Origin of the sequence: Kosakonia sp. SOY2, from assembly GCF_027109175.1 — a bacterium.
Lineage (GTDB): Bacteria > Pseudomonadota > Gammaproteobacteria > Enterobacterales > Enterobacteriaceae > Kosakonia.
Window position 1 is genome coordinate 96,463 of sequence record NZ_JAPVXH010000007.1, and the last position, 14,276, is coordinate 110,738.

The 14,276-nt window shown below is 55.9% G+C and carries 10 protein-coding genes; 4 read left to right on the top strand and 6 right to left on the bottom strand.

From position 1 onward, the window contains the following. Window positions 1–41: 41 nt before the first annotated feature. Entirely contained in the window at window positions 42–2,234 is a 2,193-nt protein-coding gene (priA, locus tag O3S68_RS22745) for a primosomal protein N' (protein ID WP_020455962.1), read from the bottom strand. Window positions 2,235–2,441: 207 nt separating this feature from the next. On the opposite strand from priA, the gene rpmE reads away from it, so the two are divergent. Next, window positions 2,442–2,654 (top strand): 50S ribosomal protein L31, encoded by a 213-nt coding sequence (rpmE, locus tag O3S68_RS22750; RefSeq protein WP_007369223.1) that lies wholly within the window; start codon window positions 2,442–2,444, stop codon window positions 2,652–2,654. 314 nt (window positions 2,655–2,968) lie between these two features. Here rpmE and metJ read toward each other — a convergent pair whose 3' ends face one another. Further along, complete coding sequence (metJ, locus tag O3S68_RS22755; protein WP_007369220.1) at window positions 2,969–3,286, bottom strand: met regulon transcriptional regulator MetJ; 318 nt, start codon at window positions 3,284–3,286, stop codon at window positions 2,969–2,971. 262 nt (window positions 3,287–3,548) lie between these two features. Between metJ and metB the strand changes: the two genes are divergently transcribed. The 3 genes from metB to metF all read left to right on the top strand — a co-directional run bounded on the left by metB (window position 3,549) and on the right by metF (window position 8,242). Then, complete coding sequence (metB, locus tag O3S68_RS22760) at window positions 3,549–4,709, top strand: cystathionine gamma-synthase (protein ID WP_020455964.1); 1,161 nt, start codon at window positions 3,549–3,551, stop codon at window positions 4,707–4,709. 2 nt (window positions 4,710–4,711) lie between these two features. Beyond that, window positions 4,712–7,144, top strand: coding sequence for a bifunctional aspartate kinase/homoserine dehydrogenase II (locus O3S68_RS22765; protein WP_020455965.1), 2,433 nt, complete (start codon window positions 4,712–4,714; stop codon window positions 7,142–7,144). A 207-nt stretch (window positions 7,145–7,351) separates the two neighbouring features. Continuing rightward, window positions 7,352–8,242 carry a methylenetetrahydrofolate reductase gene (metF, locus tag O3S68_RS22770; RefSeq protein ID WP_017459628.1) on the top strand — a complete coding sequence of 297 codons (891 nt, stop codon included), beginning with the start codon at window positions 7,352–7,354 and terminating at the stop codon, window positions 8,240–8,242. A 218-nt stretch (window positions 8,243–8,460) separates the two neighbouring features. Here metF and gldA read toward each other — a convergent pair whose 3' ends face one another. The 4 genes from gldA to ppc all read right to left on the bottom strand — a co-directional run bounded on the left by gldA (window position 8,461) and on the right by ppc (window position 14,056). Next, entirely contained in the window at window positions 8,461–9,564 is a 1,104-nt protein-coding gene (gene gldA, locus O3S68_RS22775) for a bifunctional L-1,2-propanediol dehydrogenase/glycerol dehydrogenase (RefSeq protein ID WP_045512293.1), read from the bottom strand. Window positions 9,565–9,575: 11 nt separating this feature from the next. After that, window positions 9,576–10,238 carry a fructose-6-phosphate aldolase gene (fsa, locus tag O3S68_RS22780; protein WP_269232607.1) on the bottom strand — a complete coding sequence of 221 codons (663 nt, stop codon included), beginning with the start codon at window positions 10,236–10,238 and terminating at the stop codon, window positions 9,576–9,578. Between the two features lie 213 nt (window positions 10,239–10,451). After that, a complete protein-coding gene (locus O3S68_RS22785; protein WP_045512290.1) occupies window positions 10,452–11,312 on the bottom strand; it encodes an AraC family transcriptional regulator in 861 nt (286 codons plus the stop codon). A 92-nt stretch (window positions 11,313–11,404) separates the two neighbouring features. Further along, a complete protein-coding gene (gene ppc, locus O3S68_RS22790) occupies window positions 11,405–14,056 on the bottom strand; it encodes a phosphoenolpyruvate carboxylase (protein ID WP_269232600.1) in 2,652 nt (883 codons plus the stop codon). Window positions 14,057–14,276: the final 220 nt, after the last annotated feature.

Consider the following 14,276-nt stretch of genomic DNA (forward strand, 5'->3'; position numbering starts at 1 on the left):
AAGTGTGATGAAAGTTGAATTTTATACGCCGGCTCGCAGCGTTAACTTTCAATCGGGTCGACATCCAGCACCCATTTCACCCGCCGAGCGTCCGGCAGGGTGTTAATCAGGGCCAGCGCGCCGGTGACGATATGCTGCAGGCGAATACGGGAAGGATGTTGTAGCAGCAACTGCCAGCGGTAACGCCCGGCGCGTTTGGCCGCCAGCGCCGGAACCGGGCCCAGGATCCAGAGCTGGTTGTCCGCCAGTGGGCTGGCTTGCAGCAGATTTTTAAGCTGTTGCAGAAACAGCGGCGCGTGCTGGTTGTTCTGATCTTCCGCGCGGATCAGCACATGGCTGGTCCACGGCGGCAATTGCATGGTTTGCCGCTCCGCCAGCGCCTGTTCCGCGAAGGTGTCATAGCCTTTATGCAGCAGCGTTTGCAGAAGCGGATGTTCCGGGTGGTGCGTTTGCAGTACCACTTCGCCCTGTTTGCCTGCGCGCCCGGCACGGCCGGAAACCTGGGTATAAAGCTGGGCGAAACGCTCGGCAGCGCGGAAATCTGCCGAAAATAACGCGCCGTCGACATCCAGCAGCGCAACCAGCGTGACATCCGGGAAGTGGTGGCCTTTTGCCAGCATTTGCGTGCCAATCAGAATGCGCGCACCGCCGCGATGTACTTCGGCAAGATGCTGCTCCAGCGCGCCTTTGCGGCTGGTGGTATCGCGGTCAATGCGTGATAGCGGCACACCGGGAAACATCGGCGTTAACGCGTGTTCCAGCTGTTCAGTGCCAAGGCCAACAGGCAATAAATGTGTAGAACCGCAGGACGGACACTGGCGCGGCACCGGGCGCTGGCTGTCGCAGTGGTGACAGCGCAAATGCTGCTGCGCCTGGTGGAAGGTGTAATAGTGGTCGCAGCGCGGGCATTCCGCTATCCAGCCGCAGTCATGACACAGCAATGCAGGCGAAAAACCACGGCGGTTAAGGAACAAAATAACCTGATTTCCCGCCTGTAAATGCTGGCGCATACGGTTGATGAGCGCTGGCGCCAGGCCGGCCTGTAACGGCTGGCCTTTCAGATCCAGCACATGCTGCATCGCCGGTCGCGCGTGGCCTGCCCGGCGTGTCAGGCGCAGCAGATGGTATTTGCGTGACCGCACGTTGTGCAGAGTTTCCAGCGCAGGCGTTGCCGAGCCAAGAATGATCGGGATCTGCTCACTGTGAGCGCGGTAAACCGCCAGATCGCGGGCGTGATAACGCCAGCCTTCCTGCTGTTTATAGGAGCTGTCATGCTCTTCGTCGATGACGATCACGCCAAGGTTCTTAAACGGGGTAAACAGCGATGAGCGTGTGCCGATCACAATCGCCGCTTCACCGCTCTTTGCTTTTTGCCATGTGATCAGGCGTTCGCTGTCGTTCAGCCCGGAGTGCAGCACTTCAACTGGCGCGTTAAAGCGCTCGCGAAAACGGGCGATAGTTTGCGGTGTCAGACCAATTTCCGGCACCATCACCAGCGCCTGCTTTCCCTGCGCCAGCACGTTTTCCAGCACGCTTAAATAGACTTCTGTTTTACCTGAACCGGTCACGCCCGCCAGTAACCAGGCGGAAAAGCGATCCGCTGCGCTGTGAATAGCGCCAACGGCGGTGGCTTGCTCTGTGTTCAGGCGCAGCCGGTCGCCGCTTACGGAAAATGTCGTGCGCCAGTCATTAAAGGCTGGTGTTTCGCTGTTCATCTCCGCCAGCCCTTTGGCGCGCAGCGCTTGCAGGGTAACGCTTTTCAGATCCAGCGCTGCCAGTTGATGCTGCCAGATTTTGCCTTTTCGCAGCGCCGAGAGCGCCTGTTGTTGTTTGGCTGATTTGACGCGGTTGATGTCCATCGCCTGGCCCTGCTCGGTCGCAAACCAGTAGCCCTGGAACTCCGCGCTGGCGGGCTTAGTCTGGCGCAGCAGAACGGGAAGGGCGTTGAACAACACATCCCCGATCGGATGGTGGTAATAATCCGCAGCCCACAGCAATAACCGCCAGACCGCCGGGGAAAAAACCGGTTCGCTGTCGAGCACCTCTTCCACGCTTTTAAGATCGGCCAGCGGCAGCTCGCTTTCGTCGCCCACTGACAGCACAATGCCGACGCGGTGCTGGTTACCAAACGGCACACGCACGCGACAACCCGCGCGCGCGGACATCTCATCCGGCAACAGGTAATCGAACGTGCGGGGCAACGGTACAGATAGCGCAACGCGGGCGACGGGCATCTCATCATCCTGACTTGAAAACTGGCGGGATAGTATACACATTGTTGCTACCGGTGAGCGGATCAGTTTGCATGTGCTGGCTAATTTCTGTATGATTCGCCGCCTTTGATGCGTTTTGAACGTGCCAAAGATACACTTACATATTAACTCGCGTGGTGTCTGGCGTTAGGGCTGGAAGAGCGACGCGGCCTTAAACTGAGGTTTCCCATGAAAAAAGGTATTCACCCGAATTATGTAGCGATTACTGCAACCTGTTCTTGCGGTAACGTGATCAAAACCCACTCCACCGTGGGTCACGACCTGAACCTGGACGTATGCGGCAAATGCCACCCGTTCTTTACTGGTAAACAACGTGTTGTTGATACCGGTGGTCGTGTTGAGCGTTTCAACAAACGCTTCAGCATCCCGGGCAGCAAATAAGTTGCCAAAGAAAAAAGCGCCGAAAGGCGCTTTTTTTGTCTCTGCGTTTTGCCGAAGGGGCGATTTTTTGTGATAAAAGTCACAAAAATATTGCTCTGCTTAAAAAGCGAGCATATGCTTTTCGCCATCCATTCCTGTGACATTGAGCGGAAAAAATGAGCGATTTGCTGACGGCTGTGAAAAACGTATTTATGTCTTACCTGCTCTCGCTGGCGGAAGTGCACCCGGAAGTGACGCGCTTCTGAGTGAGCCGATAAGATAAACAGATTGAAACAAAAAGGGCGGAAGATATCTTCCGCCCTTTTTTGTTGCGATCAGTATTCCCACGTATCCGGGTCGATCCCCAGTTCACGCATAATCACTTTCGCCTCTTCCGGGATTTCGTCGCTGCGCTCTTTACGCAGGTCTTCATCGTTCGGCAGGGGTTGACCGGTAAACGCATGCAAAAACGCTTCACACAACAGCTCGCTGTTGGTGGCGTGACGCAAGTTGTTCACCTGACGACGGGTACGTTCATCGGTGAGGATTTTTAACACCTTAAGAGGAATGGAAACCGTAATTTTTTTTACTTGCTCACTCTTCTTGCCGTGCTCAGCGTATGGGCTGATATATTCGCCGCTCCATTCAGCCATGAGATACCTTTAATCCTCTCAGTCATTAGTCTAAACCCGGACACCGCCGGGCCGTAATTCCGCGTAGTTTACCGTAGAGTCAACATGGTGACACGGTGTATCGCTCAGCTACCGGTACTAAAGCGTATAATTTTAACGGCTATTGTACTTTTGCTCAATCTATACGCAAAGAAGTTTAGATGTCCAGATGTATTGACGTCTATTGTCGCAATGATTACTCTGTCGTGAGACTTTTCATCCATTAAGCCAGGAAGCCTTCACCATGACGCGTAAACAGGCCACCATCGCAGTGCGTAGCGGATTGAACGATGACGAGCAGTACGGTTGCGTTGTCCCGCCTATTCATCTCTCCAGTACTTATAATTTCACCGGCTTTAACGAACCCCGTGCGCATGACTATTCGCGTCGCGGCAACCCAACGCGTGATGTGGTTCAGCGTGCGCTGGCAGAACTGGAAGGTGGCGCGGGCGCGGTATTGACCAATACCGGCATGTCGGCAATTCATCTGGTGACGACCGTCTTTCTCAAACCAGGCGATCTGCTGGTTGCGCCGCACGACTGCTATGGCGGTAGCTATCGCCTGTTCGATAGTCTGGCGAAACGCGGTTGCTACCGGGTGAAATTTGTTGATCAGGGCGATGAGCAGGCATTGAAAGCGGCGCTGGCGGAACAACCGAAGCTGGTGCTGGTCGAAAGCCCAAGCAACCCGCTTTTGCGCGTTGTGGATATCGCGAAAATCTGCCAGCTTGCGCGTGAAGCTGGCGCAATCAGCGTGGTGGATAACACGTTCCTGAGCCCGGCCCTGCAAAACCCGCTGGCGCTGGGCGCGGATTTGGTGCTGCACTCCTGCACCAAATATCTCAACGGCCATTCCGATGTGGTGGCGGGCGTGGTGATTGCAAAAGATGAGGCGACTGTCACCGAACTGGCATGGTGGGCGAATAACATTGGCGTCACCGGCAGCGCCTTCGACAGCTATCTGCTGTTGCGCGGTCTGCGTACGTTGTCGCCGCGCATGGAAGTGGCGCAGCGTAATGCTCAGGCGATCGTCGATTTCCTGCAAAAACAGCCGTTGGTGAAAAAACTGTACCACCCGTCTCTGCCGGATAATCAGGGGCACGAGATTGCTGCGCGTCAACAAAAAGGCTTTGGCGCGATGTTAAGTTTTGAGCTAGATGGCGACGAACAAACGCTGCGTCGTTTCTTAAGTGGTCTATCGTTGTTTACGCTGGCGGAATCATTAGGCGGGGTTGAAAGTTTAATCTCCCACGCCGCGACAATGACCCACGCAGGCATGGCGCCGGAAGCGCGCGCCGCAGCGGGAATTTCTGAGACGCTATTGCGTATCTCAACCGGTATTGAAGACAGTGAAGATCTAATTGCCGATCTGGAAAATGGCTTCCGGGTCGCAGCTGAGGGGTAAACATGAGTGTGATTGCGCAGGCAGGGACGAAGGCTCGTCAGCTGCACAAATTTGGTGGGAGTAGTCTGGCGGATGTGAAATGTTACCTGCGTGTCGCAGGGATCATGGCGGAGTATTCACAACCGGGCGACATGATGGTTGTCTCGGCCGCAGGCAGCACCACCAACCAGCTGATCAACTGGCTGAAATTGAGCCAGACTGACAGGCTTTCTGCGCATCAGGTTCAACAATCGCTGCGTCGTTATCAGAGTGATTTAATCAGTGGGCTGTTGCCCGCCGCTATCGCCGACGGTCTGACCAGCGAGTTTATTCACGATCTTGAACACCTGGCGGTGCTGCTGGATGGTGGCATCACCGACGCGGTTTACGCCGAAGTAGTTGGCCATGGTGAAATCTGGTCGGCGCGTTTAATGGCCGCCGTGCTGAACCAGCAAGGTCTGGATGCCGCCTGGCTGGATGCCCGCGATTTCCTGCGTGCCGAACGCGCGGCACAGCCGCAGGTAAATGAAGGTGCGTCTTATCCGCTGCTGCAACAACAGCTGGCGCAGTATCCGGGCAAACGTATTGTGGTGACGGGCTTTATCAGCCGCAACGAAGCCGGTGAAACCGTGCTGTTGGGACGTAACGGTTCGGACTACTCGGCCACGCAAATTGGCGCGCTGGGCGATGTTACCCGCGTAACCATCTGGAGTGACGTGGCCGGTGTTTACAGCGCGGACCCGCGTAAGGTGAAAGATGCCTGCCTGTTACCGCTGCTGCGCCTTGATGAAGCCAGCGAGCTGGCACGTCTGGCGGCACCGGTGCTGCATGCGCGCACGCTACAACCGGTCTCCGGCAGCAATATCGATCTGCAATTGCGCTGTAGTTACCACCCGGAACAGGGGTCGACACGCATTGAACGCGTGCTGGCTTCCGGCACCGGGGCGCGGATTGTCACCAGCCATGATGACGTCTGCCTGATTGAGTTTGTTGTACCGTCCGGGCAGGACTTCAAACTGGCGCACAAAGAGATTGACCTGATCCTTAAACGTGCGCAGGTACGCCCGCTGGCGGTTGGCGCACATGCTGACCGCAACCTGCTGCAGCTTTGCTACACCTCGGAAGTGGTCGATAGCGTCTTTAAACTGCTTGATGAAGCCGGTTTACCGGGCGAATTGCGTTTGCGTCAGGGGTTGGCGCTGGTAGCGATGGTTGGTGCGGGTGTTTGTCGCAATCCGTTGCACAGCCACCGTTTCTGGCAGCAGCTTAAAGGCCAGCCGGTGGAGTTTATCTGGCAATCTGACGAAGGTATTAGCCTGGTCGCCGTGCTGCGCGTTGGCCCAACGGAAAGCCTGATTCAGGGGCTGCACCAGTCGCTGTTCCGCGCGGAGAAACGCATAGGTCTGGTGCTGTTTGGTAAAGGCAATATTGGTTCCCGCTGGCTGGAGCTGTTCTCGCGCGAGCAGAGCGCGTTGTCGGCGCGTACCGGTTTTGAATTTGTGCTGGCGGGCGTGGTGGATAGCCGCCGCAGTTTGCTGAGCTATGAAGGGCTGGATGCCAGCCGTGCGCTGGCGTTCTTTAATGATGAAGCGGTAGAGCAGGATGAGGAGTCGCTGTTTTTGTGGATGCGCGCCCATCCGTACGACGATCTGGTGGTGCTGGATGTCACCGCAAGCTCGCAGCTGGCGGAGCAGTATCTGGATTTCGCCAGCCACGGCTTCCATGTGATCAGCGCCAACAAACTGGCCGGAGCCAGCACAACCGATACCTATCGTCAGATCCACGATGCGTTCGAAAAAACCGGTCGCCGCTGGTTGTATAACGCCACTGTTGGCGCCGGTCTGCCGGTGAATCATACCGTGCGCGATCTGCGTGAAAGCGGTGATTCGATTCTGGCGATCAGTGGAATTTTCTCCGGTACGCTCTCCTGGCTGTTCCTGCAATTCGACGGCACCGTGCCGTTTACCGATTTAGTGGATCAGGCCTGGCAGCAAGGGTTGACCGAGCCGGATCCGCGCGTTGACCTTTCCGGCAAAGATGTGATGCGCAAGCTGGTCATCCTCGCCCGCGAGGCGGGCTACGATATCGAACCAGACCAGGTGCGCGTAGAGTCTTTAGTGCCTGCGGGTTGCGAAGAGGGATCGGTCGATCACTTCTTTGAAAATGGCGATGAGCTGAATGAACAGATGGTGCAGCGCCTGGAAGCCGCCCGTGAAATGGGGCTGGTGCTGCGTTATGTGGCGCGTTTTGATGCCAACGGTAAAGCGCGCGTCGGCGTCGAGGCCGTTCGGCCGGAACACCCGCTGGCGGCGGTTTTGCCGGGGGATAATGTTTTTGCCATTGAAAGCCGCTGGTACCGCGATAACCCGCTGGTGATCCGCGGGCCGGGCGCGGGGCGAGATGTGACCGCTGGCGCTATCCAGTCGGATATCAATCGCCTCGCACAGTTACTGTAATTCCTTTCTTTTATCCTCTCCCGGGACAGGGAGAGGATGCTGTGCGGCATCATGAACTTTTTTCATCTTCGCTGAACATTCCTCACACAGAATAGTGATTTTCCTGTTGACGCCCCGATCGTTTTCCGTCATTTTTACATCTGGACGTCTAAACGTATAGAAGTTCACAAAACAACAGACAATGACACGCGATTGATGAGGTAAGGTATGAGCTTTTTTCACGCCAACCAGCGGGAAGCCCTGAATCAGAGCCTGGCGGAAGTTCACGGCCAGATTAATGTTTCCTTTGAATTTTTCCCGCCGCGCACCAGTGAAATGGAACAGACCTTATGGCACTCCATCGATCGTTTAAGCAGCCTGAAGCCGAAATTTGTTTCGGTAACTTACGGTGCAAATTCGGGTGAGCGCGATCGCACACACAGTATCATTAAAGGCATCAAAGATCGCACCGGGCTGGAAGCGGTGCCGCATTTGACCTGCATCGATGCCACACGTGACGAGTTGCGCACTATCGCGCAGGATTACTGGAACAACGGCATCCGCCACATTGTGGCGCTGCGCGGTGATTTACCCCCGGGCGGCGGTAAGCCGGATATGTACGCCGCCGATCTGGTGACGTTGTTAAAAGAGGTCGCCGATTTTGATATCTCCGTCGCCGCTTACCCGGAAGTTCATCCGGAAGCGAAAAGCGCACAGGCCGATCTGCTGAACCTGAAACGTAAAGTGGATGCGGGCGCGAGCCGCGCGATTACGCAGTTCTTCTTCGATGTGGAAAGCTATCTGCGCTTTCGCGATCGCTGTGCAGCAACCGGTATTGATGTTGAGATCGTGCCGGGCATCCTGCCGGTCTCCAACTTTAAGCAGGCGAAAAAATTCGCCGATATGACCAATGTGCGTATCCCGGCGTGGATGTCGCAAATGTTCGATGGCCTGGATGACGACGCGGAAACCCGCAAGCTGGTGGGCGCAAATATCGCCATGGATATGGTGAAAATTTTAAGCCGCGAAGGGGTGAAAGATTTCCACTTCTATACGCTGAACCGCGCCGAAATGAGTTACGCCATTTGCCACACGCTGGGCGTTCGCCCGGCAGTGTAAGAATCCTTGCAGTGGAAAAATTAAAGAAAAGCCGGATTGCGATCCGGCTTTTTTATGGCTGACTGAAAACCACGCCTTATGTATGCGCGTGGTCATCAACCGATTTTAGCTCTGCCTTGTTTTGGATTTACATCTCACAGGGTTGGCAGAGACGCTTTTTAGGCGCTTGATACTCCTCGTGAGGGCGCAATCAGAGCCACCCACTGTAAACCTGAGCGCTATTCCCACTCTTCAAGAAAACGCTGCCCGTACTGATCGGCGACCAGTAGCGCGGCATAGACCTGATCCGGTGTCGCACCGCCCGGCATATTGTGAATGGTTTCCCCTTGTGCACAGGCAGCCTGCGCCACGATGCGCATTTTCTCTGGAATGTCAGTTTTAATCCCCAGTTGCGCCAGCGTTATTGGCAAACCCACGGTATGACACAGGGCGGCGACGGTTTCGATCTCTTCCAGCGGCGCGTTTTCCAGTACCAGTTGAGTTAAGGTGCCAAACGCCACTTTTTCGCCATGGTAGTAATGATGCGCTTCCGGAATTGCCGTGATGCCGTTATGAATGGCGTGTGCTGCCGCCAGACCGCCACTCTCAAAACCGACACCGCTGAGGTAGGTATTGGCTTCCACCACGCGCTCCAGCGCAGGCGTCACCACATGCTGTTCGGCGGCGAACATCGCTTTTTCACCCTCTTCAAGCAGCGTGTTGTAACACAGCTCCGCCAGCGCGAGGGCGGATTGAGTACATTGACCGCCCGCCATGGTTTTTGCGCCGCTGCGTGAACAAGCACGCGCTTCAAACCAGGTCGAGAGTGCATCACCAATCCCGGCTGCCAGCAAACGCGCAGGGGCTCCGGCGACAATTTTGGTGTCGACAATCACCCGATCCGGGTTGTTGGGTAGCAGCAAATAACGGTCGAACTCACCACTGTCGGTGTAGATAACCGACAGCGCGCTACAGGGCGCATCGGTCGATGCGATAGTGGGGGCAATCGCCACCGGCACGTGCATGAAATGCGCCAGTGCTTTGGCAGTATCCAGCGTTTTACCGCCGCCGATGCCGAGTACCGCGCCGCAGCGGGCGCTTTCTGCCACACCGCGCAGCCGGTCAATTTCGTTTTGTGAACATTCGCCGCCGAACGGCGCGATTTCACAGGCCAGCCCGGCATCTACCAGGCTTTTTTGCAGCGTTTCCTGCGCAAAACCGAGAACAAATTTGTCACCGACCACCAGCCAGCGATCGGCCAGCGGTTTGAGATAGTCACCGAGGCGGGTGATAACGTCTGCACCCTGGATATACTTGCCCGGCGACTGGATGATGCGGTCCATATACTACCTCCTTACAGGTTGAGGTTGCCAAAAGCTGTTTTCCAGTCCTGTTCAAACTTCTCAATGGCTGACTCTACTGCGGGTGTATTGAGCATTTGTTGCGCTACATCTAATGGGAGCGTGATCGCTTCGCATCCGACCAACAAACACTCCAGTGCCTGGCGCGGCGTTTTAAAACTCGCGGCCAGCACTTTGCTCTCTGGCGCATGGAGTTTCAGCAGGGTTTGCAGCTCCTGCACCATGCGGATCCCGTCTCCGCCCTGTGCATCGACGCGGTTAACATACGGGGCGACATATTTTGCGCCAGCCAGCGCGGCAAGCAGCCCCTGCGCGGCGCTGTAAACTGCCGTACCCAGCGTGACAATGCCCTCTTTTTTCAGTTGCTTGATGGCGGCCAGGCCTTCAGCAGTGACCGGAATTTTGACCACAATATCCGGCACGGCGTTATTGAGGCGTTTGGCCTCCGCCACCATGCCATCCGCTTCGCGGCTCATCACCTGGGCAAACAGCGTTCCTTGTGGGCCAATAGCGCGCTGCAGGCGTGGCAATACGTCCCAGAGGGAGTCTTTACCGGCGGCGATAATGCTTGGATTGGTGGTTACACCCGCCAGCGGGTAAATCCGCGCCAGGCGCTCCACTTCCGCTACGTTTGCGGTGTCGAGATACAGTTCCATCATGCTTCCTCATATAGCGTTTCTGCACACAGCATAAGAGCGCGGGTTGTGTGCTCGCCATATAACAAATCTGCCAAACACTGGACAAATGTGATCGAGAGAGCAAAGTGCGAGCTGGCTCACAAGTTGCGTGATAGCGGATGAAAAGAGGCCTTGTAGGGTGCTGTTGAAACAAAAGTGGTTTTTTTAACGTACAAAAATCCAGTGCTGGCGTTATTCGTCCAGCGGGGACTTTTCGCTGAGATGGCTGTGATACTGCTGGCGGTATTCCGAGGGGGAGCGTTCCGTATTTTTACGAAACAGGCGGCAGAAGTAATTACTGTCAACAAACCCGCAGCTGTGCGCCACTTCTTTCACTTTTAAATCGTACCCTTTGAGCAGCGTTTTAGCGTGCTCTAGCCGGGTATGAGTCAGATATTCGTTGAAGCCAACAGAACCGGTTTTCTGAAACAGGTGCGACAGGTAATTGGGTGAGATATAAAACGCCTGCGCCACCGATTCACGCGTGAGCGGCAAAGCGTAATTTTCGTCGATATAGTCGCGAACAGCTTCGAACAGCGCCTGACTGCGCGATGCGGTTTGGATCTGGCTACCAAGCAAGTCATGACAGTGACTGAGCAGGCTGGTGACGATCAGGCGTGCGGTTTGCTGTTCGTGCGGCTGCATCTGCATTTCATGCAGCGTTTGCAGCAAGAAAGAGCCGACGCGCGGGCCGCGACGCGCAACATGTTGTTTCGCCAGGTTTTGCAGCATGGCGCCATCCCACTGCGTGACGTTAAAACTGAGCTGTTGCTTGCCAAACAGCACGCTTAATGTGGTGGCCGGTAGCTGCCATTGTGGATGATTCCAGCTACCTGCGGGAACATACAGCACGTCGTGCTGCGACATCCGCGCGGTTTCGCCGTTGATCCCCGTATCGGTCACCGTTCCTTCCAGCACAATTTCCAGACGCGGGAAATCCACCTGGCAGGCCTGCGCAGGCGCGGTTCCGGTCACGCCCGCAAAGTATATCTGCCGTAGCGGGGCCGGGCCGTTTATCAGGCGCGAGATAAGATGGCTGACATCGAGACTCATGATGTCCCTTTGGTTGCTGGCGAAGGGACAACCTTAACTGGCGGGATCAAAAAAGGCCACAACCAGTGTGGCCTTTTGCGATGATAGCGAAATTAACCGGTATTACGCATACCCGCTGCTACCCCGGCGATCGTGACCATCAGCGCTTGCTCAACGCGGTGATCCGGCTCTTTGCCTTCTTCTTCCGCAAGGCGCGAGCGGTGCAGCAGCTCGGCCTGCAACACGTTCAGCGGGTCGGTATAGATGTTACGCAACTGGATGGATTCGGCGATCCACGGCAGATCGGCCATTAAGTGCGAGTCGTTGGCGATTGCCAGTACCACTTTGATATCCGCTTCCAGCAGTTTGCGCAGCTCACTACCCAGCGCCCACAGTTCAGGTTTCACCAGACGCTGATCGTAATATTCCGCCAGCCACAGGTCGGCTTTCGAGAACACCATCTCCAGCATGCCCAGACGAGTGGAGAAGAAGGGCCAGTCGCGGCACATGGCTTCCAGCTCGCTCTGTTTGCCGTCTTCCACCACTTTCTGCAACGCCGCGCCCGCGCCCAGCCAGGCTGGCAGCATCAGGCGGTTTTGCGTCCAGGCGAAGATCCACGGGATTGCGCGCAGCGATTCAACACCGCCGGTCGGGCGACGTTTCGCCGGGCGAGAACCCAGCGGCAGTTTACCCAGTTCCTGCTCCGGCGTGGCGGAACGGAAGTACGGTACGAAATCTTTGTTTTCGCGCACATAGCCGCGGTACATATCGCAGGAGATGGTTGAGAGCTCGTCCATAATATGGCGCCACTCGGTTTTTGGCTCCGGCGGCGGCAGCAGGTTGGCTTCCATAATCGCGCTGGTATAGAGCGACAAACTACTGATGGTGACTTCCGGCAGACCGTATTTGAAGCGGATCATTTCGCCCTGTTCGGTAACGCGCAAACCCCCTTTCAGGCTGCCTGGCGGTTGCGAAAGCAGTGCGGCGTGAGCCGGCGCGCCGCCACGACCAATCGAGCCGCCGCGACCGTGGAACAGTGTCAGTTCGATTCCTGCTTTTTCGCAGGTTTTGATTAATGCGTCCTGCGCCTGGTACTGTGCCCAGGAAGCGGCCATCACGCCCGCGTCTTTCGCCGAGTCGGAGTAGCCAATCATCACCATCTGTTTGCCCTGGATAAAGCCGCGATACCAGTCGATATTCAGCAACTGGGTCATCACGTCGTCGGCGTTATTCAGGTCATCAAGGGTTTCAAACAGCGGCGCGACCGGCAGCGCAAAACCGATACCGGCTTCTTTAAGCAGCAGGTGAACTGCCAGCACGTCTGAAGGCGTCTTCGCCATTGAGATCACATACGCGGCGATGGATCCGCGCGGCGCTTCGGCGATCACCCGGCAGGTGTCCAGCACTTCGCGGGTCTCTTCGCTTGGCTCCCACTGGCGCGGCAGCAGCGGACGTTTAGAGTTCAGTTCGCGGATCAGGAATGCCTGTTTGTCCGCTTCCGACCAGCTTTCGTAGTCGCCAATACCCAGGTAACGCGTTAATTCGCCCAGCGCTTCCGTATGACGGGTGCTCTCCTGGCGAATGTCGATGCGTACCAGCGGCACGCCAAAACTCTTCACGCGGCGTAATGTATCGAGCAGTTCCCCGTTGGCGATAATGCCCATGCCGCAGGCCTGCAACGATTTATAACAGGCGTAGAGCGGTTCCCACAGTTGCTCGTTTTGCACCAGCAGTCCGGCCGGTTTCGGTAATTTCTGGCCTTTCAGGCGCGCTTCCAGCCAGGCCTGGGTGGCCATCAGATCGCCGCGCAGCTTCTTCATCAGATAGCGATACGGTTCACGCGCGCCTTCTGCGCCCGCCAGTTCGCGCAACTCGTCGGTACACTCCACCATCGACAGTTCGGAAATCAGCAACTGAACGTCCTTCAGGAACAGATCGGTTGCTTTCCAGCGGCTGAGCAGCAGGACATGACGGGTGATATCAGCGGTAACGTTCGGGTTGCCGTCACGGTCGCCGCCCATCCACGAGGTAAAACGCACCGGCACAAAGTCCACCGGCAGTTTGTAATTGAGGTTCTCTTCCAGCTGTTCGTTCAGCTCGCGCAGGTAATTTGGCACGCCTTCCCACAGGCTGTTTTCCACCACCGCAAAGCCCCATTTGGCTTCATCTACCGGGCTTGGGCGGTTTCTGCGGATTTCATCGGTATGCCAGGACTGGGCAATCAACTGGCGCAGGCGGCGCATCAGTTGGTGGCGTTCATAATCGGCGATATCGCTGTTATCTAGCTGCTTTAAGCAGTTATTCACTTCCACCATTTTGTGGATCAGCGTACGGCGAGTAATTTCGGTCGGGTGCGCAGTCAGCACCAGCTCCAGCGACAGTGATTCAATCGCTTTAATAATTGTGGCTTCGTTGAGATTGGGTTGGTCTTTCAGCTTTCTGATGGTCTGGGCAATCACTTCCGGGTTGCTGGCCGCTTCGCCTTTCGCTGAAATGCTATGGTATTGCTCAGCGGTGTTAGCAAGGTTCAGGAACTGGCTAAACGCGCGGGCTACCGGCAGCAGTTCGTCATTGGACAGATTCTGCAAAGTGGTGAGCAGTTCCTGACGGCTGGCTTCATTCCCGGCGCGGGAGGATTTGGACAGCTTACGGATTGTTTCTACCCGGTCGAGAATGTTCTCGCCGAGAGCATCCTTAATGGTATCTCCCAGCAGTTTGCCGAGCATACTGACATTACTACGCAAAGCGGAATATTGTTCGTTCATGTTACCCCAGACACCCCATCTCATTTTATTTTGTTATACCTGCCGTTGCGCAGATATAAGACACCGTCTTTTATAAAGCCACGTAAAACCCACCGCGTCAATTGTTGCGAAATCGCTTCAGCAAACGAATAAATGTCGGCAATTTACGAAATTTAATTCGCATCGTGTCCAATAAGTATTGCTTATGGGATCGTGACAATTGTCACGCTTTTTCGCACAT

Coding starts and splice junctions, on each gene's coding strand:
- metB (WP_020455964.1), top strand. CDS start 3,549: ATGACGCGTAAACAGGCCACCATCGCAGTGCGTAGCGGATTGAACGAT.
- rpmE (WP_007369223.1), top strand. CDS start 2,442: ATGAAAAAAGGTATTCACCCGAATTATGTAGCGATTACTGCAACCTGT.
- fsa (WP_269232607.1), bottom strand. CDS start 10,238: ATGGAACTGTATCTCGACACCGCAAACGTAGCGGAAGTGGAGCGCCTG.
- priA (WP_020455962.1), bottom strand. CDS start 2,234: ATGCCCGTCGCCCGCGTTGCGCTATCTGTACCGTTGCCCCGCACGTTC.
- O3S68_RS22785 (WP_045512290.1), bottom strand. CDS start 11,312: ATGAGTCTCGATGTCAGCCATCTTATCTCGCGCCTGATAAACGGCCCG.
- O3S68_RS22765 (WP_020455965.1), top strand. CDS start 4,712: ATGAGTGTGATTGCGCAGGCAGGGACGAAGGCTCGTCAGCTGCACAAA.
- ppc (WP_269232600.1), bottom strand. CDS start 14,056: ATGAACGAACAATATTCCGCTTTGCGTAGTAATGTCAGTATGCTCGGC.
- gldA (WP_045512293.1), bottom strand. CDS start 9,564: ATGGACCGCATCATCCAGTCGCCGGGCAAGTATATCCAGGGTGCAGAC.
- metJ (WP_007369220.1), bottom strand. CDS start 3,286: ATGGCTGAATGGAGCGGCGAATATATCAGCCCATACGCTGAGCACGGC.
- metF (WP_017459628.1), top strand. CDS start 7,352: ATGAGCTTTTTTCACGCCAACCAGCGGGAAGCCCTGAATCAGAGCCTG.